General features: G+C 68.4%; 19 protein-coding genes and 1 tRNA gene. 12 read left to right on the top strand and 8 right to left on the bottom strand.

Annotated features, from left to right (window positions below; translation table 11 throughout):
- Positions 1–376: 376 nt before the first annotated feature.
- Positions 377–1,489, bottom strand: coding sequence for an aldo/keto reductase (locus tag H4281_RS42325; RefSeq protein ID WP_182896477.1), 1,113 nt, complete (start codon positions 1,487–1,489; stop codon positions 377–379).
- 279 nt (positions 1,490–1,768) lie between these two features.
- Here H4281_RS42325 and H4281_RS42330 point away from each other — a divergent pair, with 279 nt between their 5' ends.
- Complete coding sequence (locus H4281_RS42330; protein ID WP_182896478.1) at positions 1,769–4,021, top strand: ATP-binding cassette domain-containing protein; 2,253 nt, start codon at positions 1,769–1,771, stop codon at positions 4,019–4,021.
- A gap of 16 nt (positions 4,022–4,037) precedes the next feature.
- Here the strand turns inward: H4281_RS42330 and soxR are convergent, their stop codons facing one another.
- Positions 4,038–4,499 (bottom strand): redox-sensitive transcriptional activator SoxR, encoded by a 462-nt coding sequence (soxR, locus tag H4281_RS42335; RefSeq protein ID WP_182896479.1) that lies wholly within the window; start codon positions 4,497–4,499, stop codon positions 4,038–4,040.
- Between the two features lie 96 nt (positions 4,500–4,595).
- On the opposite strand from soxR, the gene H4281_RS42340 reads away from it, so the two are divergent.
- The 4 genes from H4281_RS42340 to infA all read left to right on the top strand — a co-directional run bounded on the left by H4281_RS42340 (position 4,596) and on the right by infA (position 7,350).
- Positions 4,596–5,231, top strand: a complete 636-nt coding sequence (locus H4281_RS42340; RefSeq protein WP_220508682.1) for a DsbA family oxidoreductase — start codon at positions 4,596–4,598, stop codon at positions 5,229–5,231.
- Positions 5,231–6,163: an NADP-dependent oxidoreductase gene (locus H4281_RS42345; protein ID WP_246412738.1), complete on the top strand. Its 933-nt coding sequence runs from the start codon at positions 5,231–5,233 to the stop codon at positions 6,161–6,163. The genes H4281_RS42340 and H4281_RS42345 overlap by 1 nt, the downstream gene beginning before the upstream one ends.
- Positions 6,164–6,347: 184 nt before the next feature.
- The gene (locus H4281_RS42350; RefSeq protein WP_182896481.1) at positions 6,348–7,139 is read left to right on the top strand and encodes a GNAT family N-acetyltransferase; all 792 of its coding nucleotides are present in this window, start codon (positions 6,348–6,350) and stop codon (positions 7,137–7,139) included.
- Positions 7,129–7,350 carry a translation initiation factor IF-1 gene (gene infA, locus H4281_RS42355; protein ID WP_037818449.1) on the top strand — a complete coding sequence of 74 codons (222 nt, stop codon included), beginning with the start codon at positions 7,129–7,131 and terminating at the stop codon, positions 7,348–7,350. The genes H4281_RS42350 and infA overlap by 11 nt, the downstream gene beginning before the upstream one ends.
- 42 nt (positions 7,351–7,392) lie before the next feature.
- Here the strand turns inward: infA and H4281_RS42360 are convergent, their stop codons facing one another.
- Positions 7,393–7,842: an SRPBCC family protein gene (locus tag H4281_RS42360; protein ID WP_182896482.1), complete on the bottom strand. Its 450-nt coding sequence runs from the start codon at positions 7,840–7,842 to the stop codon at positions 7,393–7,395.
- A gap of 45 nt (positions 7,843–7,887) precedes the next feature.
- On the opposite strand from H4281_RS42360, the gene H4281_RS42365 reads away from it, so the two are divergent.
- The gene (locus tag H4281_RS42365) at positions 7,888–8,478 is read left to right on the top strand and encodes a TetR/AcrR family transcriptional regulator (protein ID WP_182896483.1); all 591 of its coding nucleotides are present in this window, start codon (positions 7,888–7,890) and stop codon (positions 8,476–8,478) included.
- A gap of 31 nt (positions 8,479–8,509) precedes the next feature.
- On the opposite strand, the gene H4281_RS42370 is transcribed toward H4281_RS42365, so the two are convergent.
- Positions 8,510–8,770: a hypothetical protein gene (locus H4281_RS42370; RefSeq protein WP_220508683.1), complete on the bottom strand. Its 261-nt coding sequence runs from the start codon at positions 8,768–8,770 to the stop codon at positions 8,510–8,512.
- A 155-nt stretch (positions 8,771–8,925) separates the two neighbouring features.
- Here H4281_RS42370 and H4281_RS42375 point away from each other — a divergent pair.
- From H4281_RS42375 to H4281_RS42395, 5 genes are all read left to right on the top strand, one after another.
- Positions 8,926–8,999, top strand: a tRNA-Ile gene (locus H4281_RS42375).
- Positions 9,000–9,314: 315 nt separating this feature from the next.
- Positions 9,315–9,665, top strand: a complete 351-nt coding sequence (locus H4281_RS42380) for a site-specific integrase (RefSeq protein ID WP_182896485.1) — start codon at positions 9,315–9,317, stop codon at positions 9,663–9,665.
- Between the two features lie 534 nt (positions 9,666–10,199).
- On the top strand, positions 10,200–10,568 hold the full coding sequence (locus H4281_RS42385; protein WP_182896486.1) for an ArsR/SmtB family transcription factor: 369 nt from the start codon (positions 10,200–10,202) through the stop codon (positions 10,566–10,568).
- A 1-nt stretch (position 10,569) separates the two neighbouring features.
- Positions 10,570–11,217 carry an SRPBCC family protein gene (locus H4281_RS42390; RefSeq protein WP_182896487.1) on the top strand — a complete coding sequence of 216 codons (648 nt, stop codon included), beginning with the start codon at positions 10,570–10,572 and terminating at the stop codon, positions 11,215–11,217.
- Positions 11,217–11,708, top strand: coding sequence for an SRPBCC family protein (locus tag H4281_RS42395; protein WP_182896488.1), 492 nt, complete (start codon positions 11,217–11,219; stop codon positions 11,706–11,708). Before H4281_RS42390 ends, H4281_RS42395 begins: the two co-directional genes overlap by 1 nt.
- A gap of 622 nt (positions 11,709–12,330) precedes the next feature.
- Here the strand turns inward: H4281_RS42395 and H4281_RS42400 are convergent.
- Positions 12,331–12,552: a hypothetical protein gene (locus H4281_RS42400; protein ID WP_182896489.1), complete on the bottom strand. Its 222-nt coding sequence runs from the start codon at positions 12,550–12,552 to the stop codon at positions 12,331–12,333.
- 639 nt (positions 12,553–13,191) lie between these two features.
- On the opposite strand from H4281_RS42400, the gene H4281_RS42405 reads away from it, so the two are divergent.
- Positions 13,192–15,009: a trypsin-like serine peptidase gene (locus tag H4281_RS42405; RefSeq protein ID WP_182896490.1), complete on the top strand. Its 1,818-nt coding sequence runs from the start codon at positions 13,192–13,194 to the stop codon at positions 15,007–15,009.
- 50 nt (positions 15,010–15,059) lie between these two features.
- Here the strand turns inward: H4281_RS42405 and H4281_RS42410 are convergent, their stop codons facing one another.
- The 3 genes from H4281_RS42410 to H4281_RS42420 form a co-directional block, all read right to left on the bottom strand.
- Positions 15,060–15,680: a DUF3558 family protein gene (locus H4281_RS42410; RefSeq protein ID WP_182896491.1), complete on the bottom strand. Its 621-nt coding sequence runs from the start codon at positions 15,678–15,680 to the stop codon at positions 15,060–15,062.
- Between the two features lie 610 nt (positions 15,681–16,290).
- Positions 16,291–16,797, bottom strand: a complete 507-nt coding sequence (locus H4281_RS42415) for a hypothetical protein (RefSeq protein ID WP_182896492.1) — start codon at positions 16,795–16,797, stop codon at positions 16,291–16,293.
- A gap of 353 nt (positions 16,798–17,150) precedes the next feature.
- A complete protein-coding gene (locus tag H4281_RS42420; RefSeq protein WP_182896493.1) occupies positions 17,151–17,699 on the bottom strand; it encodes a hypothetical protein in 549 nt (182 codons plus the stop codon).
- Positions 17,700–18,013: the final 314 nt, after the last annotated feature.

Genomic DNA, 18,013 nt, shown 5'->3' on the forward strand with positions numbered 1-18,013 from the left:
GGAGCCGGGCCGAGCCGAGCCGGGCCGAGCCGAGCCGAGCCGAGCCGAGCCCGGCTACGCGGGCATGGATTCCGGCGTCGCGCGCCGACTCGTCAGCTCGGGCGAGTGGTGCGTCCCGATGCGCCGGGCCGGGTCCCGGTTCGGCGGCCTGGCGGCGGCGTGACGGACGTCCCGTCGGCGGCGCGACGTCCCCGCACGCCTTGAGTCCCGAACTCGCCCGCACCCATCTCGCACAACGGCCCCCGACGGCTGGATTTTCATGGTCGAGCAGCGATTCTGCGCCATCCCCCGGGGCTTGCGGCAAGCCCCGGGGTGCGCTATATCTTGAAAAGGGCGGAGGAAATCATTTGTTGCGGCGCGCGGAATCCCGCGCGGTTCACGCCTGCGCCGCCGGCGCCCAGTTCCGCACGACCGGTCGATACCCCTCCGGCTTGTCGCCCACCTTCGCGCCGGGGTTGATCAGCCACGACTGGTAGCCCGGCGTGAACATCCGGTACGGCCCGGCAGGCGGCACCTCGCTCGCGCGGTCCAGGGCGCCGCGCAGGTCGGCGGGCAGGGCGAAGTCGAGCGCGTGCATCGTCGCGTCCAGTTGCTCCGCGCTGCTCGCCCCGACGATCGCCGACGCGATGCCGGGCTGCGTCGCCACCCAGTTGATCGCGACCTGCGCCATCGTCACGTTCAGCTCGTCCGCGACCGTCTCGAGCGTCTTCAGCAGCTCCCACTGCTGCGCGGTCCAGGCCCCGGACCCGGTGGCGCCCTCGCCGGTCAACCGGCCCTCGCCGCTCAGGCCGTTCGACGAACTGCGGTATTTGCCGCTCAGGAACCCGCTGCCGAGCGGGCTCCACGCGGTGATTCCCAGGCCCAGCTCCAGGCCCGCCGGGACATGCTCCGTTTCGATCGTCCGCTCGATCAGCGAATACGGCAGCTGCAGACTGATCATCGGCGGCAGCGAATGCGCGTCGGCGAGAGTCTGCGCGCGGCTCGCGTACCAGGCAGGCACGTCCGAAAGCCCGGCGTACCGGATCTTCCCCGCTCGCACCAGGTCGTCGAACGTGCGCAGCACCTCCTCGACCGGCGTGATCCGATCCCACGTGTGCAGCAGGAACAGGTCGAGATAATCGGTGCCCAGCCGGCGCAGCGACGCCTCCACCGACCGGATCATGTGCTTGCGCCCGTTGCCGCCCGCGTTGGGATCGCCCGGCTCGACGCTGTTGGTGAACTTCGACGTCAGCACGAGCCGGTCCCGGTTGCCCGCCTCGGCGATGAACTTGCCGAGCAGCCGCTCGCTCTCGCCTGCGGTGTAGAAATCCGCGGTGTCGACGAAGTTGCCGCCTTCCTCGACGTACTTGCGGAAGATCGGCCGCGCCTCCTCCTCGGACTTCCCGTAGGCGGCGTGGAACCCGTCGACGCCGAAGTTCATCGTGCCGAGCGCGAGCCTGCTCACCCGCAATCCGGACCGGCCGAGCAGGTAATACTGGTCAAGAGACATCGGGGTCCTCGCTCCGTTCCCGAAAACACGCGCGGGCCGTGCCCGCCTGGCCCGGCCAGGGTGCCTCCGGAAAAATGGACCAGCAAGTCCAAAATCCTGGCCTCGCCGCGCAGCGAAGAACCGCGCCGGTCGCGTTCGCCGTGGATGTCCGCGAGGGGAACCCTCCGGGAGAATCAGAGTCCCTCAGGATTCCCCTCACGGACGCCGGAGAGGCCGGTGTCCCGCGACGCCGCGACCACGGCTGCTGAGCGAACCCCCGCGGGACGTAGGCTGCCAGACATGCCGTCGAACATGATCAGTCTCCGCGGTGTGCGCACTCACAACCTGGCCGACGTGGACGTGGACATCCCGAAGCACCAGCTGGTCGCGGTCACCGGCGTTTCCGGGTCCGGCAAGTCGTCGCTCGCGTTCGCGACGCTGGCGGCCGAGTCGCGGCGGCAGTTGTACTCGACGATGCCCGCGTTCGTCCGGACCAAACTCCCGCACGATCCGGCTCCGGAAGCCAGTTCGCTCAGCGGGCTCACGACCGTCGTCGTGGTGGATCAGCGGCCGCTCGGGACGAATTCGCGGTCGACGGTCGGCACCGCCACCGAGGTGTGGACGATGTTGCGGATGTTGTTCTCCCGCTTGGGCGAACCGTCCGCGGGATACTCGCCCGCCTACTCGTTCAACGATCCCTCCGGCATGTGCCCGGCGTGCGCGGGGCTCGGCACGGTCACCGACATCGACGGCGAGCGGATGATCGACCGCAGCCGTTCGCTCAACGACGGCGCGATGGTCTTCCCCAGTTTCGCGGTCGGCAGCTGGATCTGGAAGCGCTATGTCTACTCGGGATTCTTCGACAACGATCTGCCGTTGCGGGAATGGCCTGAAGACCTGGTGCAGTTCCTGCTGCACGGGCCGACGCAGAAGCCGCCGAATCCGTTGCCTCGCTTCCCGGCCAGCGCGAAGTACCAGTCGATGGTGCCGCGCATCCGGCGGCTGCTCGTGGAACGCGAGGCCAAGATGGGACCGGCGGTGCGGGCGGCGCTCGCCGACGTGACCCGGCAGCGGCCGTGCCCGGAGTGCGGCGGCAGCAGGCTCGCGCCGGCCGCGCGGGAGAGCCGGATCAACGGGGTGTCCATTGTGGACCTCGGATACCGCGACGCGGCGGGGCTGCTGGAATTCTGCGCCGGACTGGACCACGAGTGGGCGCGACCGCTGGTGGCGGCGCTGCGGCTGCGGCTGGAGTCGATGATCACGCTCGGCCTCGGGCATCTGCACTGCTACCGCGCGACGCCGACGCTGTCCGGCGGCGAGTCCCAGCGGCTGAAGCTGGTGCGGCACTTGGGCTCGAGCCTCACCGACCTCACCTACGTCCTGGACGAACCGACCGACGGGCTGCATCCGGCCGACGTCGCGTCCCTGGTCGACGTCCTGCGGCGGCTGCGCGACCACGGCAACACGGTGCTGGTGGTGGACCATCACGAAGCGGTGATGGTGGCGGCGGACCATGTCATCGACCTCGGTCCGGGAGCGGGCGAAGCGGGCGGACGCGTGGTGTTCCACGGTCCGCCGGCGAAGCTGCGGAAGGCGGACACGACGACCGCGCGGGCGTTGCGCACCGGCGTCCGGCTCAAGGACACGCTGCGCGAACCCACCGGCTGGCTGCCGTTGCGCGGACTGGACCGGCACACGCTGCGCGACATCGACGTCGACGTGCCGACCGGCGTGCTCACGGTGATCACCGGGGTGGCAGGGTCGGGGAAGTCGACGCTGGCGGGCGAACTCGCCGGGCGGCATCCGCGGTTCACGGTCGTCGACCAGAGCCAGATCGTCGCGACGACCCGGTCGACGGTCGGCACCTGGCTCGGGCTCGCCGATCCGGTCCAGCGCGCGTTCGCCGAGGTGAGCGGCGAGTCGCCGAAGCTGTTCAACCCGCGGTCGCAGGGCGGGTGCCCGGCCTGCCGCGGCACCGGCGTGCGACGCACCGACCTGGCGTTCCTCGAGGACGTCGACACGCCGTGCGAGGAGTGCGACGCGACCGGATTCCGCGCCGAGGCACTGGAACCCCGGCTCGAAGGACGGACGGTGCTCGAAGTGCTGGGCACGCCGGTGTCGGCGCTGTCCCGGTACGTGCCGCATCCGGACGTGGTCCGGCTGGCCGCGCTGCTCGGCGAACTGGGCCTCGGGCACCTCGCGAGCGGCCGCACGCTCGACACGCTCTCCGGCGGCGAGCGGCAGCGGCTGAAACTCGCCCGCCAGCTCGACTCGACCGGCGACGACCTGCTCGTCGACGAACCCACCGCCGGCCTGCACCCCAGCGACACCACGCGGATGGTGGCGCTGCTGGACCGGCTCGTCGACGAGGGCCGGACGCTCGTCGTGGTCGAGCATTCGCTGCACGTCGTCGCCGCGGCGGACTGGGTGCTCGACCTCGGTCCCGGCGCGGGCGAGAACGGCGGCCAGGTGCTCTACACCGGCACGCCGAAGGGACTCGCCGAGCACGACGGCGCGACGGGACGCTACTTCCGGGCCGCGCTCGGCGGCTAGACCCGCCCGGTTCCCCTCACGACCCGCAGCCGGGGAACCGGCGCGCCCCGGTGCCGCTCTGCCCGAGAACGTCGTCCGGATTCGAGTACGGGCAGGATTTCAGCGACAGGCAGCCGCAGCCGATGCAGTCGGAGAACCGGTCGCGCAGCGCGGTCAGCTCCTCGATCCGCGCGGTGAGGCGGTCGTGCCAGCGGCGGGAGATGCGCGCCCAGTCGCGTTTGGTGGGGATGCGCTGGTCCGGCAGTTCGGCGAGCGCGTCCTTGATCTCGTCCAGCGACACCCCGACGCGCTGGGCGGTCCGGATGAAGGCGATCATGCGCAGCGTGTCGCGCCGGTACTCGCGCCGGTTGCCGCTCGTGCGCCTGCTCGCGATGAGCCCGCGGCTCTCGTAATAGTGCAGCGTCGGGACGCTCACGCCGGCGCGTTCGGCGATCTGTCCCGGCTTCAGCCAGACGACCTCGCGCGTGATCTGGGGCATGGCAGCTCTTTCCGTGCTTGACATCAAGTCCGCTTGATGAAGTCCACTGTAAGCACCGCCCGGCAGAAGGCGGCGAGTGCGCGCGAAGGGGATTTTGTGACGACTGCGACCCTGCGAGTATGGGCCGACGTGTTGTGTCCGTGGCGCTGGATGGGACACCGCCGCCTCGCGCAAGCGATTGCGGAGTCCGGGGTTCCGGCCCGGATCGAGCACCGGAGTTTTCTTCTCGGCCCGGACGGACCCGGTCCGGGGCGGCGGCGGATCGCGGAGACCGCGGCCGTCGAATGGGGGATGAGCCCGGCGGAATGGGGGAGCCGCCGGGACCGGATCGAGCAGGCGGGACGTGCCGACGGGCTGGCCATCCGCATGGACACCGCGTGGGCGCTCGATTCCCGGCCCGCGCACCGCGTGCTGAAGCTGGCCGCGGCGCGGGGACTGGACGAAACCGCGGCGTGGGAGGCGATGTTCGCCGCGCACCTGCGCGACAACCTCGACCTGGCGGACTGGGGTGTGCTGGCGGAGGTGGAAACCGGATTGGAGCGCGACGAGGTGCTCGCGCTCGGCGACAACGAGGAGTACGTGGCGGAAGTGCTGGCAGATCACGAAGAAGGACAGGCGCGCGGGATCAGTTCTGTGCCGACTGTCGTGCATGGCGACCGCCTTCTCGCCGGGGCGCGCAGCGTCGGCGAACTGGCGGAATTCGTCCGGGCGGCAGCGAAGGCGGTGGCGTGATGTCCGAGATTCCGACGGTGATGCGCGCCGCCGCGATTGACGAGTTCGGGCCCGCGGAACTGCTGACCGTCCACCAGGTACCGACGCCGGTCGCGGAGCCGGGGCAGGTGCTGGTGCGCGTCGAGGCCGCTGGCGTTCAGCCGACCGACGTCGCGATCCGGGACGGCTGGACACCGCCGGGCGCGACCGTCGCGTTCCCGCAGATCCTGGGCAACGAGTTCGCCGGCACGATCGTCCAGGTCGGCGCGGGGGTGACCGAATTCGAGACAGGACAACAGGTTTCCGGGTTCCGGGTGCTCGGCTGCTACGCGGAGTACGTCACCGCGCCGGTCGGCCAGGTGGTCGTCAAACCGGAGAAGGTCGATTGGCTGACGGCGGGTGCGTTGTCCGCTTCCGGGCAGACTGCGCACACCGCGTTGGAACGGCTCGGTGCCCGGTCCGGCGAGACGATCCTGATTCACGGAGCGGCTGGCGGCGTCGGCTCGATGGCAGTCCAGCTGGCACGCCACCGCGGCCTGCGCGTGATCGGGACGGGCAGCGCGGGAAACCAGGAATATCTCCGCACGCTAGGCGCCGTCCCAGTGGTTTACGGCGAAGGAGAACTCGGCCGCCTCCGCGAAGCCGCCCCGAAGGGGATCGACCTTGCTCTCGACACCGCCGGGCACGGGAATCTTCGCACTGCGGCGGCGATAGTGGCTGACCGCGGCCGGATCGGGTCCATTGTGGAGCCGCCGCTGGCCGCGGAACTCGGCGGGCAGTGGATCACCAGCGACCGGTCCGCCCAGCGGCTGCGCGAACTGCTCGATCTGTGCGCGCGGGGAGAACTGCGGGTGACGGTCCGGGCGGAGTACCCGCTCGACGACGCCGCGAGCGCCCATCGCGACGTCGCCGCCGGACACGGTCGCGGCAAGGTAGTGCTGCGGATCGGCTGACGTAATTCGGTGGACGCGGGTCGTCGCGTGCCGTTATGGTTCGCCCGACCGTGACTCGACGCCAGGAGGTGAGACCCATGAACGCTGTTTCGATGTGGGTGCTCCCCGTGTCGTCACGGTCGGGCGACTGACGTAGGGGTTGCCAGGAGCGCCTTGAGCAAAGGCACTCCGAAAGGTGACCACCATGGACACTGTGCGTTTCACCGCGGGCGAACCCGCGGTGCGCATCACCCGGGTCGAACCCGGGCTCTGGCAGGCGCTGGACGACGGCAGGCTTGCCGGTCGCGCCGAAGCCACCACCCGGCCCGACGGACGGGTCTTCCTCAGCGTCGACGCCTGGCATCGCTCGGTCTTCGACCAGCTGGCCCGCGAGATGCTGGCCGCACTGCCGGACCCGCTCCACACCGTGGTCGACGAAACCGACCGCGAGCTGCTGGACGGCTGGCAACGGGCCGGTCTGACGGTCCGGCGGCGCGAGTGGGAGTACGTCGTGCCCACGGATCCGCGGGTCACCGGGCCGGTCGTGCTGCCGCCGGGCGTCACGGTCGTGCCCGCCGGATCCGCGGCCGAGGCTCCGTTGCGCGAGCTGGACCGCGTCGTCCGCGCCGAGGTCGAGGCGAGCGTGGGCTGGTCGGAGATGCCGGCCGAGGTGCTGCCTCGGCCGGCTGGCGACACCGTCGTAGACCCGGCGAAGTACGCCGTGGCTGTCGAGGACGGCGAGTACGTCGGTCTGCTCCGGGTGGTTCAGGTGACGCGCCTGCCCCGGATCGGGCTCATCGCCGTCCGCGCGGATCGGCGCCGCCGCGGCATCGCGCGCGGACTGTTGCTGCACACGCTCGGCGTCCTGCATCGAGCGGGAATCCCGAAGGCGTCAGCCGAAGTGAACGAGGCCAACGACGCCGCGACGGCGCTGTTCGAGGGCATCGGCGCGCGGCGGGCGAACAGCACGGTGGAGTTGATGCGCCATGGCCGGTAAGGGCGGGATCGAAGTCGAGGGAACCGTGGTCGAGTGCCTGCGCGACGCCCGGTTCACCGTCGAGCTGGCGAACGGGCACCACGTGCTGGCCCACATCAGCGGCAAGATCAGGAAGAACTTCATCAAGATCGTCCCGTTCGACCGGGTTCTGGTGGAGCTGAGCCCGTACGACCTCGACCGGGGCCGGATCCTGTTCCGGTACCGGAACTAGCCCGGCCCGTCCTTGCGGTCCCCGCCGGGACCGCAAGGACGGTCAGCTCGTTTTCGCGGCGGCGAGCTCGGTCAGCGCGGCGCATTTGCGGCCGAAGTTCGCCACGATGTCGGCGCCGATGATCCGCACCATGACCGCGCGCAACGGGGTGTCGAGGACGATGCGCTGGGTCAGCTCGGCCCCGCCGGGGACGGCCGCGACGCTCAGCCGGAGGTCCATCGTTCCGAGCGGAACGGGCTGGCGGAGGGTGAACTCGTGGCCGGGCCGCCAGCTCGTGAAGGTGAAGTCCTTCGCGATTTTCGCGTGCACGCCGCCGCGGAATCCGCCGCTGGGGTAAAGGAATCCGGTCGAACCCGTCGCGACCGGCCCGTGCAGCGCGACGCGCGCGACGTCCGGGTCCCAGCGCGGCCAGTTCTCGACGTCGGCGAGGACGTCCCAGAGCGCGGCCGGGTCGACGGCGAGGGTGCGGGTGGAGGTTCTGTCCCAGGTCATGCCCCCGAAGATATACGGAACTGCCAGTCTCGTAAACTGCGCTCCATGACGCACAACCGGCGCGGACGGCCGCGGGAGCAGGGAATCGACGCGGCGGTGCGGACCGCGGTCAACGAACTGCTGGAGGAGGTCGGCTACCAGCGGTGCACGGTCGACGCGATCGCCGCGCGCGCCGGGGTCGGCAAGGCGGCGCTCTACCGGCGCTGGAAGTCGAAAGGGGAACTCGTCTTCGCCGCGGTCGTGCACGACGACGCCATCGCGGCACCCCCCGACACCGGCACCCTGCGCGGCGACGTGGCGGGCGTCCTCGCCGACATTCAGTCCGCTTTGGAGGGTCCGCAAGTGCGCAACGCCTTGCCCGGCCTGCTCGCCGACCTCCGCGTCGAAGACGCGCCCGCCGCCCGGCTAGGCGAGTTGTTCCTGGTGCGAGAACGGGCTTACCTGACAGAAGTGCTCGACCGCGCGATCGCCCGCGGCGAACTGGCCCGGCGCCCCGAAGTGCCCGTGGTGCACGCGATGCTGCTCGGCTCGGTCTTCGCCTGGCTGCACCTTCTGCGCGAAGCAGTGCCACCCGGCGGCCTCGCCGACGCCCTCGCGCCCGGCTTGTACGGCGCCATTGCCGAGCTGGGCAGGTAATTTCCCCCGCGCCCGCAACGGATCCCGCGTTTCACCGCCGCGGCCGGGGCGACGGCTTACGCCGGGATAACTCGTCCGCGATTATCGCCTCCATGCGGGAGTTCGTACTGCGAAGCACGCGGTATCCGCGGTATGCCACCACGATTACCGCAATCCCGACGACCGCGGCGATCGACAGAACCGGCCCGTGCGAGACCAGCGTGTTGCGATAGTCGCGGGCGAGGTAGCCCAGCCCGAGCCCGGCGGCGAGAGCGTCGAGAAGCGCGAGCGGAACCCGTCCGGGGATGGGCATAGCGGTCTCCTCTCGGGACCCCGACCTCAGCAATCTAGGCGACCCGAGGCCTCCGCGAGCCGTCTCGACCCGATCGGCCTACGCTCCCCGGCCTGTGCGGAGCCTGTGCTAAGTTGACGTGAACTGGGGGGATCGACCTGCGGAAGCGAACCCAGGGGCCGGTAGCTCAGTTGGTTAGAGCAGGGGACTCATAATCCCTTGGCCGTCGGTTCGAGCCCGACCCGGCCCACTCTGCCCCTCTTTGTATAGGGTCTGACCTGCGAAAACAGCCTCGAAACGATCTTGAGCCGAGGTGTCGCGGAGGCGCTGGAGACGAGTGCAGCGCTGGTACAGCAAGGGATTGTTCGAGCAGGCCTGTTTTCCTGACCGCCGTTGAGGCACGGCTGGGGGGTACTGGGGCCCGATGGCATCAGGGGACTGGTCTCGGGTTGGGGACCGCGCCTGAGGGTCAGCGACCGCGCCGGCTCGCCGATCGACGCTTGCCTCGACACCGTGGCTATGCTGGTCGACTACCTCGACGACGAAGACATGTCGATGCTGGCTTTTGAAATTAGCCGCCGGGAGCTGGAACTGTACTTCGCGCACCAATAAGTCGCTGTCGCACAGTTGCATCGCGAAGAAGTATCCGAACCTGCAGCAGTTCTGGCGCTGGCTCGGCGACGTGGAAGAGGTTGTCGAGTTGTCTCCGTTCTGCAAAATCGAGGTGCCGCATTTTCCGGGCAAGCCGCCGACGGCCTTGCGGGAAAATGAGCTGAAGGTACTGCTCGCCGCTGCGAAAAGAAAAGAATTCACCGAGCTGCGGGGCAGAGCGGATATTCTGGTGCCGATTGACTGCGGAGTCCGGACCGGCAAGCTGCCGTTGTTGAGCGTGGCGAACCCTGTGGAGCGGGATTGACGCCCTTGTAGGGAAAGGTTTGGTGCCAGACCGCGGCTCCGGTTCCCGACGGTCCGCCGATGCGCGACCTCTGTGGATCTGCCTGATTCACGACACTCATGATCGAGAGGACGCGCCTGCCGCGGCACGGCGTGCGGCGCGAGCTGGACCGCACGGTCGGCGCGATATCGGTCCGGCACGAGGTCTTCGTGACTTTCACCGGCCCGAAACACCCTCCTGCGGCACCCGGCAGCAGCCGTCGGCGGTGGTGTCGACGGGCGCGCCGTTGTTCTGCATTGGACTCTCGGCGGCCTCGCGGAGTCGTTGCGCGCGCTCGGTGTGCGACGCGTCAGCTGGGGTCCGCTGCGAGTCCCGGGGAACGGACAAGGGAGAGCATGCATGGCAGGGCCGGTTTCATCTGATGCTGGATGTCGGTCTTGCTCGGCACCGGCACTGATCGGGCGTACCGAGTGTCGGTGATCGCCGACATCGAGAGCGGCCGGGCGTAGTATCAACCGTCGCTTATATAAGCCAGGCCTGGTATGTTTCTGGTTCGTGAACGCGTTCGACATCCTCGGCGACCCGGTCCGCCGGCGCATTCTGGAGTTGCTCGCCGGCGGTGAGCGGACGTCGGGGGCGATCACGGACGTGATCCGGGCTGAGTTCGCCTTGTCCCAGCCTGCTGTCTCCCAGCATCTGCGCGTTCTGCGGGAGAGCGGGTTCGCGTCGGTCCGTGCGGAGGGGGCTCGCCGGTTCTACGCCGTCGACCCCTCGCCGCTGAAGGAGATCGACGTGTGGTTGGGCCGGTTTCGCGGATTCTGGGAGCAGCGGCTCGATGCTCTGGGAACCGAGCTGGCCCGCGGCAGGCGCGCATCCCGGACCTCCGGCGCTCGCGAGAGCGATCCATCAGCGGAAGGAACGTGACATGAAGGACGTGCTGGACGAACTGGCCGCTGCGCGCCGCTCGATGGGCGCGACGACGCTGCCCGCCGGAGAGGCTTACACGGTCGAGTTGCGGCGTCGCTACGACGCGCCGGTCGAGGACGTGTGGAACGCCGTCACCGACCCTCAGCGGCTGGCCCGCTGGTTGAAGCCGGTCACCGGGGACCTGCGGCTGGGCGGGTCGTTCGAGCTGGAGGGCGGCGAGCACGGCGAGATCCTCCGGTGCGAACCGCCGGGTCTGCTGCGGGTGTCCTGGCTCTTCGGGCCCGACGCCGACGAGTGGCCGGGCACGAGCGAGGTCGAGGTGCGGCTGTCCCCGGGCCCTGCGGGGGATACCGAGTTCGAGCTGGTCCATGCGGCGGCCGTCGGGGAGCCCATGTTCCCGACCTACGGTCCCGGTGCCGGCGGGGTGGGCTGGGACCTGCATCTCCTTGCTCTGGCCCGGTTCCTGGCCGACGGCCCGGTCCTCGATGACGAGGAGTTCCGGACCTCGCCCGAGGGGCGCGAGTTCGTGCGGCGCAGCGCTGTGGCCTGGGGCGAAGCTCACTTGGTCGCAGGTGGCGATCCGCAGCACGCAGCGTCGGCGGTCGAGGCCACCACCGCGTTCTACGCCGGCGAGGCGAGCGCTTGATGAAGTACACCACGTCGATCGAGATCGCCCTGCCGCGGGAGAAAGTGCTCCGGCTGATCGCCGACCCCGCGCACCTGCCGAAGTGGTTGCGGGGCCTGGTGCTGCACGAGCCGGTCACAGGGGCGCACGGCCGCGTCGGCACCACCTCGCGTGTCGTGTTCCAGACGGGCAAGCACAGGATGGAAGCCACCGAGACCATCACGCGCCTGGAACCTGAAAGCCTGCAGGCCGTCCCCAGTTCGGTCGTCGTGCACTACGACCGCGAAATCGTCGGCGCGGGCATGCGGCAGGCACAGCGCGACCGGCTCGTCGACGCCGGTCCGGGCACCACGCTGTGGGAGAGCGAGAGCGAGTTCCGGTTCGACGGATTGCTGATGCGGCTGGCGGGGCTTGCGATGCCCGGCTCCTTCCGCAAGCAGTCGCGGCAGCACATGGAGGACTTCAAGGCGTTCGCCGAGCACGGGACGGACGTCCGCCAAACGACGGACTGATCTGCCGTCGAGGTGAGTCCGAGCATCACGGTTAGCGATGCACCCACCCAACGCGTCGACCTGTACGCCGCGATCCGGCCCGACGACAAGGCTGGATTGTCCAGGCGCGCTCTGCGGCGTTGGAGTCGGCGCGGTCCAGAAAGCCGAAGCCGCCACCGAAGCGAGGATCCTGGCTTGACCGCTGCCGGGGTCGTGTCACACGGGATGGTGCGCGGCTACGTCGTCACCCGACGGCGTGAGATCGCATCGGCGTCGGGCGGACGCCATACTGTGCTGGCTCGGGCTGAAACCCGGGTGCGCGCGACGCGATCGTGTCGTGGTCGGAGTGGACCTGGTCCGGCAGCCCGGCGGCGTGAGCTTCAGCTTGGTCGGCCTGCGGCACACTCGACCAATCCGTCAGGTACCGACCTTCTGACACCCCCGTCGCGCTGCAAGAGCTCCGCGGCCTGCGGACACGGCTCACCGCCCATCGCCGCCCCGCCGTCACCGTGCTCTGAGACCAGGCCTGCCGGACGGAATCGGTGGGTTTCCCGTACAGCGCGGCCACACCGACCCGAGCCTTCGGCAGCGAAGCAGGCCGGTGGGTTCTCGACTGCGACGCTGAATGCGGCGTTCAGCTGTGCTATCGCTGCGGTCCTGGGAGCACGGTGCCGAGACCGCTCTGCTGCTCGCCGCTGCCGAGTATCTGGTCGAAGGCCGCCACCAGGAACCCGGTCCGGCCCCGGACCGGGTTCTCCGGCAGGCCGGCGACGCTCCTCGGGGCGAGATCCGCGGAGATGAATTGTGCGGACGGCTTGGTGGTGCGGAATTCGCCGCGGTTCTCCCGGACGCGCAATCGATGCAATTATCGCTTCGTCTCAGGCGCAATGCAAAGGCCGCTATGCGGTGGAAACGGATTGCTCGGCCAGGAGCGAACGAGAACGAAAGCAGAGAACAGATGGGCTGTTCAGAGGCGATTCCTAGGGCAGCTGGTCCGGTTGGATCTGGCGAGTTTGTGATTCGGACTAGGGGCTTGACCCGTTCGGACTTGGCGGCCGGAACAGGTCGGGGAAGGTCGCTTCTCGTCTGTAATGCTCTCGTCGAGGGCGGCACAGATGAACATCTCTTCCGTCGACAACAACTGATCACGAATATCCCGTAGCCTGGTTCTGTTGCTTCACGTCGGAAAGCGAATCCGGTCCGCGGCGAATGCGTGTGCGGCCGGCTGGCGAGCCCGCAGGCTGACGTACCGGGACCGGCCAACTCGGAAGAGCCGGAGGAAGGCTCTCGGATGGAGAGCAACGGAATTGTCTTCGTCACGAGGAGAGGCGGCATCGTGATCAGACGGGGTTTTCGGAGCGTGGCAGCTGCCGGTGGGTTCTCGTTATTCCTGGCACTGGGCTTGTCCGGGGCGAGCGTGGGCGCTCTGTCCCCGCGCGAGCACGCATCGGCGGCAGAATACGCGCGGACACAGAGTTCGCGGAGCGCCGGGCCGGACAGCGACATGCGCGCGGAGCTGGAAGCCGCTGCGGCTGCTGCGAAAACGGCTGGTGCGGCCACGCAACCGATGCGTGAAGCGTTGGCCGCGTCGATCGCGGCGGGGGCGCACGAGCGCAGGCCCGCGCCGGCGGCGACGGCTCCAGACGAGGAATGGCGGCAATGGCTTGACAAGGACTATCCGATCAACGGGTGGCGTGCGGAGGAGGCGGCGCGGTATTGGACACCTGCTCGTCTGGCAAAGGCCGCGCCCGTCAGGTCCGCCCACGGGGCGGAGGGAACGTCCGCACCCGGGGATCGGATCTCTGCCGGCAGCGAACAGTTCGACGGCTACCCGGTGGTGGGACAGATCGTCGCGACTGTTCAAGGCGACCGGTTCTGCTCGGCGAGCGTGGTGTCCAGTCCGGGCAAGAATCTGCTGGTGACCGCGGCGCACTGCCTGACCGGGGAAACGCACAAGGCCTTGGCGTTCATTCCGCAGTCACGCGCCGGCCAGCAGCCGTTCGGCCTGTTCGCGGTCAAACCAGGGCGCATCTGGTTCGACCAGCGATACTTGAACCTCGGCAACGAGAAGGCCGCGCGCTGGGATGTTGCGTTCCTGGAGCTCGAGTCGCAAGGCGGCCGCAACGTCGAGGACGTGGTCGGCGGTCTGCGGATGAGCACCGACGCGGGCTTCGACCATCCCGCCGTGCATCTGGTCGGCTACCCAGGCGACAAGCCCCGGCCGTCGCGGTGCACGTCGGCCACGACGAAGTTCAGCTCGCCGGGACCGTGGCCCGGAGACTTCCTGAAGATCTCGTGCGACGGCTTCAGCCCCGGCACGAGCGGCGGCCCGTTCATCAACAACTTCAACGGCAGCACCGGTGATGTCATCGGTGTGATCGGCGGCTTTCACGACGGCGGACCCAATGACAACGAGTCCTACAGCTCGTACTTCGGCGCGGACGCGAGGACGCTGTACGACACTGCGGTGAATGGTTCCGCTCCCAGCCCGCCGACGGGCGGACTGCCGCCGTCCTGGATGTGGCGGCAGCATGAACGCGGCATCGCGCCGGGGAATTTCGCGGCCGGAAGCAAGATCGACAGCAAGTTCAGCGACCTGGTCGTGCGATGGGAGGACGGTGAAGTCAGTCTCCACCACGCCGCGGGCGACGCCCGATTCGACACCGAGTACACCCTTGCCGCACCCAATGACCTCTGGAAAAACGCCACGAGCATCGCTGCGGGCAAGTTCGCCGGCCGAACCACCGACGATCTGCTCGTACGCTGGGCGGACGGCGAACTGACGCTCTACCCGGGGGTGGACCAGTCCGGTTTCCACGGCGAAATCCAGCTCATGCCGCCGAATGACCTATGGAAAAATGCTGTGTCGATCGTCGGCGGAAGGTTCAGCGTCGCTGACACCCGGCGCAACGACTTGATCGTTCGGTGGGTCGACGGCGAGCTGACCCTTTATCCCGATCTCGACCAGACCGGCTTCCACGGGGAAAAGCAGCTGGCCGCGCCGAACGAACTCTGGAAGAACACGCGCGCGATCACCAGCGGCGACTTCACCGGCAATGACGCCTGGGATCTCATGGTCCGCTGGGTGGACGGCGAGGTCACCGTCTGCCCCGACATCGACGACGCCGGCTTTCACGGCGAGCACCGCGTCCAGCCGCCGAACACCTTGTGGACCAACGCGATCACCCTCGCCGCGGGGAACTACGACGGCAACGGCCATCCTGACGACCTGCTGGTCCGCTGGATCGACGGGGAGGTCAACATGTACGTCGACTCTGGCACGCAACTCGGCAGGGAAAGGATTCTCGTCGTCCCGAAGTAGCCGAGGAGGCGAACATCGCCCCTCGGCAACAGCAGGTGCGGCTCTGTTTTCTAACCCTGGATTCTGGAGGCGGCGGTCTGAGCTACCCGCTTGGCCAACGCGCAGTTCTCTGCCTCGTCCGGCGCACTGGAAACGGGTGTCGCGTCCACGCTCAGGTGGCTTCGCGCGTGCAGAGCCAGCAGGACTGCGCAACTCATCGGTGTTCCCCGGAACGTGATCATCTTGGCGTCGCGCCCGTGGATCTGTTCCTGGCTCACTTCCGCATCGGTCGAGAACGTGGTGTTCTGCGGCATGTCGGCGTCGTGGAAGCTGAGGTCCAGTTCAGTGCCGTCGACATTCCACCTGCATCGGGCGCGGCGGGTGCCGCCCATCTTGTAGGGCCGGTCCCAGGCTTGGCTGGGACCGGTCAGGCCGAGGGCTTGCTTGTCCGGGTCGGTCAGCAGTGCGCAGAGAGCCGCGCCGGTGAAGTTCTGCGCGGACGGTGGCATCGGCACACTGCTGGGTGGAGGCGCCGCGCTCGAACTGGCGCTGTTTTCCGGGGAACCGCATGCTGCGAGAGACGCCAGAGCGGCCGCGGGGAGGAACCGCAACGGTCGCGTTCTGTTCATTTTTCCCGCCTTCGACGGTGAATACCTGAAACCGGCAATCCGGATGTCGTGCTCGGCGACCATTCAACCACGCAGCCAAATTGACCTCCACACTGCTGCGGTTGCCGACTATTTCCGCACTGAACGTGCTGGTCGCCCAAGGGATTCCGCCGTGAGCCGGCGGCGGCGCTCGCGAAACACAAGCTCATCCAGGTAGCGCGTGATGGTTGAGTCGCTTGTCGTCACTGGCGGCGTGCCTTGCGGCAGTGGCCGGGTCTCGCGTACTGGCGCGACCCGGCACCTCGTTCGAAGACGCCGTGGAGAACTTGGCCTCGACCCTGACCGTCTTCAGCATCCCCGGTTCCGCCGCAGAAGTGGCCGCCCATCTCGTCGCCGGGCACCTTGACCTGGGCCTGATCCACCGACGAACGCATCGACTACCGCGTCGTCGCCGCGTATCGAAGCGGCATCGCGATGCGAAGCGACGACCCCCAGGCCGCGAAAGACCTCGTCGCCATCGACGATCTGCGTGACCGGGAGGTCGCCGTGGACTTCGCCGCCGCCAATCCGGTCGGTGATCCGCAGGCGCCGTGTTTTCGGCCGTGCCGGGCAACTGACCGGTTTCTCTGAGTCCGCGTACGTCGCTAGCACGTTACTGAACGAGACGCGGCCGAAGCTAGGCTCCTTGGGACAGCTATGCGCTGTCCGCGTGCATGACGAGTGCCTGCAGTTGCACCGAGTGCTTTCGCCGCAGTGTTGTGCGCCAGTACCGAAGACCACACAGAATACTGTAACCCTCGCCGTCGAGGATCTCCGGTCCGTGAACTGGCCGAACGCGCTCGATACGGCTGGCTATTGGGCGTGAAAGAGCCGGCACTGTCTCGATTCCATTGGTTCGGAACTCTTTGCGGTTAGTCCAGTAGATTGCCGCGAACGCATCCGTCCAGAAGCTGCTGTGTGCCGGTCGACTCATGCCGGGCGCCCGCTGAGGCGTGTTTTCCAGCAGGGAGGCGCGCCTGGCGACGACGACGGGAAGATTGTTTCGGCCTTCGGCTTGCGAGGCACGAAGCCAGCCGGCGCTCGCCATCTTCTTGCCGGTCCGGATGTCCTCAAACGTCGGGTAGACGGCGACTTCGCCGCCGTCAAGTATCCCCCCCCGGTAGGTTGCTTCTGCGGTGTGCTTTCCTCCGCGCCGGCGCACGGGAACTTCCTCGCTGCCAGCTGAAAGATTCGGAGCACAGCGACCTGTCGTTTTCTCTGGCCCGGGCTGTGAGCGCACGTCGCAAGTGAGCTTCGCGTACCTCATGCAGCGGCTTGCGTCGCGCCGGTGCTCCTGGTTCTCTTCGTCGCCGTCAGGTTGGCCAGGACCTCTTGCCCTATTGGCCGGTTACCCGATCGAGCTCCCCGGCGTTTCAGGAATGCTGTCCATCCCGATCCGAAATCGGTGAGGAACCAGGCTTCGGAGGTGCTGAGGTAATCGTGATCAGGTGACCGGCGGCTGCCTTTGTCGCACCTGTGCTCTCGACACCGAATCCGGCCGGGTTGTCCGCGCGGCTACTGGTGCGGTGGCTGTTGCGGCTGCTGGTGCCCCGGCTGAGGCGGCCGATAGCCCGCCTGCGGTGGCTGGTGCCCCGGCTGCTGCTGGAATCCGTGCTGCGGCGGGAAGCCCGGCTGTTGCCAAACCTCTTGCTGCGGCGGGAAACCGGGCTGCTGGGGGTATTCGGGCGTCGGCGGGAACCCGGGGTGGGGCTGCTGATCCGGAAGGGCCTGTGCGGCGGGGCCGGAACCGTCCTTTGCCTTCCGCCGGATCGCGATGACGAGCCGCCAGCCGCAGGGGATGGCGAATACGGCGCCGATTCCGATCGTGACCCATCGGCTGCCCGGGGTGAGGCTGTTTCTGGTGTCGGTCGCTTCCCGCAGTTTTTCCTCGTAGGACTGGCGGGACTTCTGGCCGTAAGTGGTTGTCTCGCAGTAGGTGCCGGGGCTCATGTCTTCGGTGCCGCACAGCACGCGGACGGATCCGCTGGGGGTGTAGAACGCGCCGATCGCGATCAGCCCTAGTCCGAGCAGCAACCCGATCGACCATCCGATCACGCTTTTCACAAGTTGCTCCTTCTGGCCTGATCCGGCGATGGGGAACTCATCAGACCACACATCGAGGTGTTACGTCTCCGTTTTGGATGTAACACCCGAAAGGGTGAACTCGGCCGAGCGGGATGAGCGGCTCCGTGCGCAGGCTTGGTGTCGCCGCGGCTGCGTCGTGGGAATCGGCAGTTCCGCGCGGGGCTGGCGGACGGGCTGGTCAGGGGAGTCGCGCCGGCATCGCGTCCGCGAACGAGGAGGATGCAGGCGCGTCGAAGTCGCGTGCGTCGTCGCATCAGGATTTCGACGCGGGGCTGCTGGTGTGCGTCCTGACG

The sequence above is a fragment of the Amycolatopsis dendrobii genome, assembly GCF_014145675.1.
Lineage (GTDB): Bacteria > Actinomycetota > Actinomycetes > Mycobacteriales > Pseudonocardiaceae > Amycolatopsis > Amycolatopsis dendrobii.

Excerpts from the sequence above, each read along its gene's own strand:
- H4281_RS42325 (WP_182896477.1), bottom strand. The coding sequence starts at position 1,489 with ATGTCTCTTGACCAGTATTACCTGCTCGGCCGGTCCGGATTGCGGGTG.
- H4281_RS42330 (WP_182896478.1), top strand. The coding sequence starts at position 1,769 with ATGCCGTCGAACATGATCAGTCTCCGCGGTGTGCGCACTCACAACCTG.
- soxR (WP_182896479.1), bottom strand. The coding sequence starts at position 4,499 with ATGCCCCAGATCACGCGCGAGGTCGTCTGGCTGAAGCCGGGACAGATC.
- H4281_RS42345 (WP_246412738.1), top strand. The coding sequence starts at position 5,231 with ATGTCCGAGATTCCGACGGTGATGCGCGCCGCCGCGATTGACGAGTTC.
- H4281_RS42350 (WP_182896481.1), top strand. The coding sequence starts at position 6,348 with ATGGACACTGTGCGTTTCACCGCGGGCGAACCCGCGGTGCGCATCACC.
- infA (WP_037818449.1), top strand. The coding sequence starts at position 7,129 with ATGGCCGGTAAGGGCGGGATCGAAGTCGAGGGAACCGTGGTCGAGTGC.
- H4281_RS42360 (WP_182896482.1), bottom strand. The coding sequence starts at position 7,842 with ATGACCTGGGACAGAACCTCCACCCGCACCCTCGCCGTCGACCCGGCC.
- H4281_RS42365 (WP_182896483.1), top strand. The coding sequence starts at position 7,888 with ATGACGCACAACCGGCGCGGACGGCCGCGGGAGCAGGGAATCGACGCG.
- H4281_RS42370 (WP_220508683.1), bottom strand. The coding sequence starts at position 8,770 with ATGCCCATCCCCGGACGGGTTCCGCTCGCGCTTCTCGACGCTCTCGCC.
- H4281_RS42390 (WP_182896487.1), top strand. The coding sequence starts at position 10,570 with ATGAAGGACGTGCTGGACGAACTGGCCGCTGCGCGCCGCTCGATGGGC.
- H4281_RS42395 (WP_182896488.1), top strand. The coding sequence starts at position 11,217 with ATGAAGTACACCACGTCGATCGAGATCGCCCTGCCGCGGGAGAAAGTG.
- H4281_RS42405 (WP_182896490.1), top strand. The coding sequence starts at position 13,192 with ATGCGCGCGGAGCTGGAAGCCGCTGCGGCTGCTGCGAAAACGGCTGGT.
- H4281_RS42410 (WP_182896491.1), bottom strand. The coding sequence starts at position 15,680 with ATGGTCGCCGAGCACGACATCCGGATTGCCGGTTTCAGGTATTCACCG.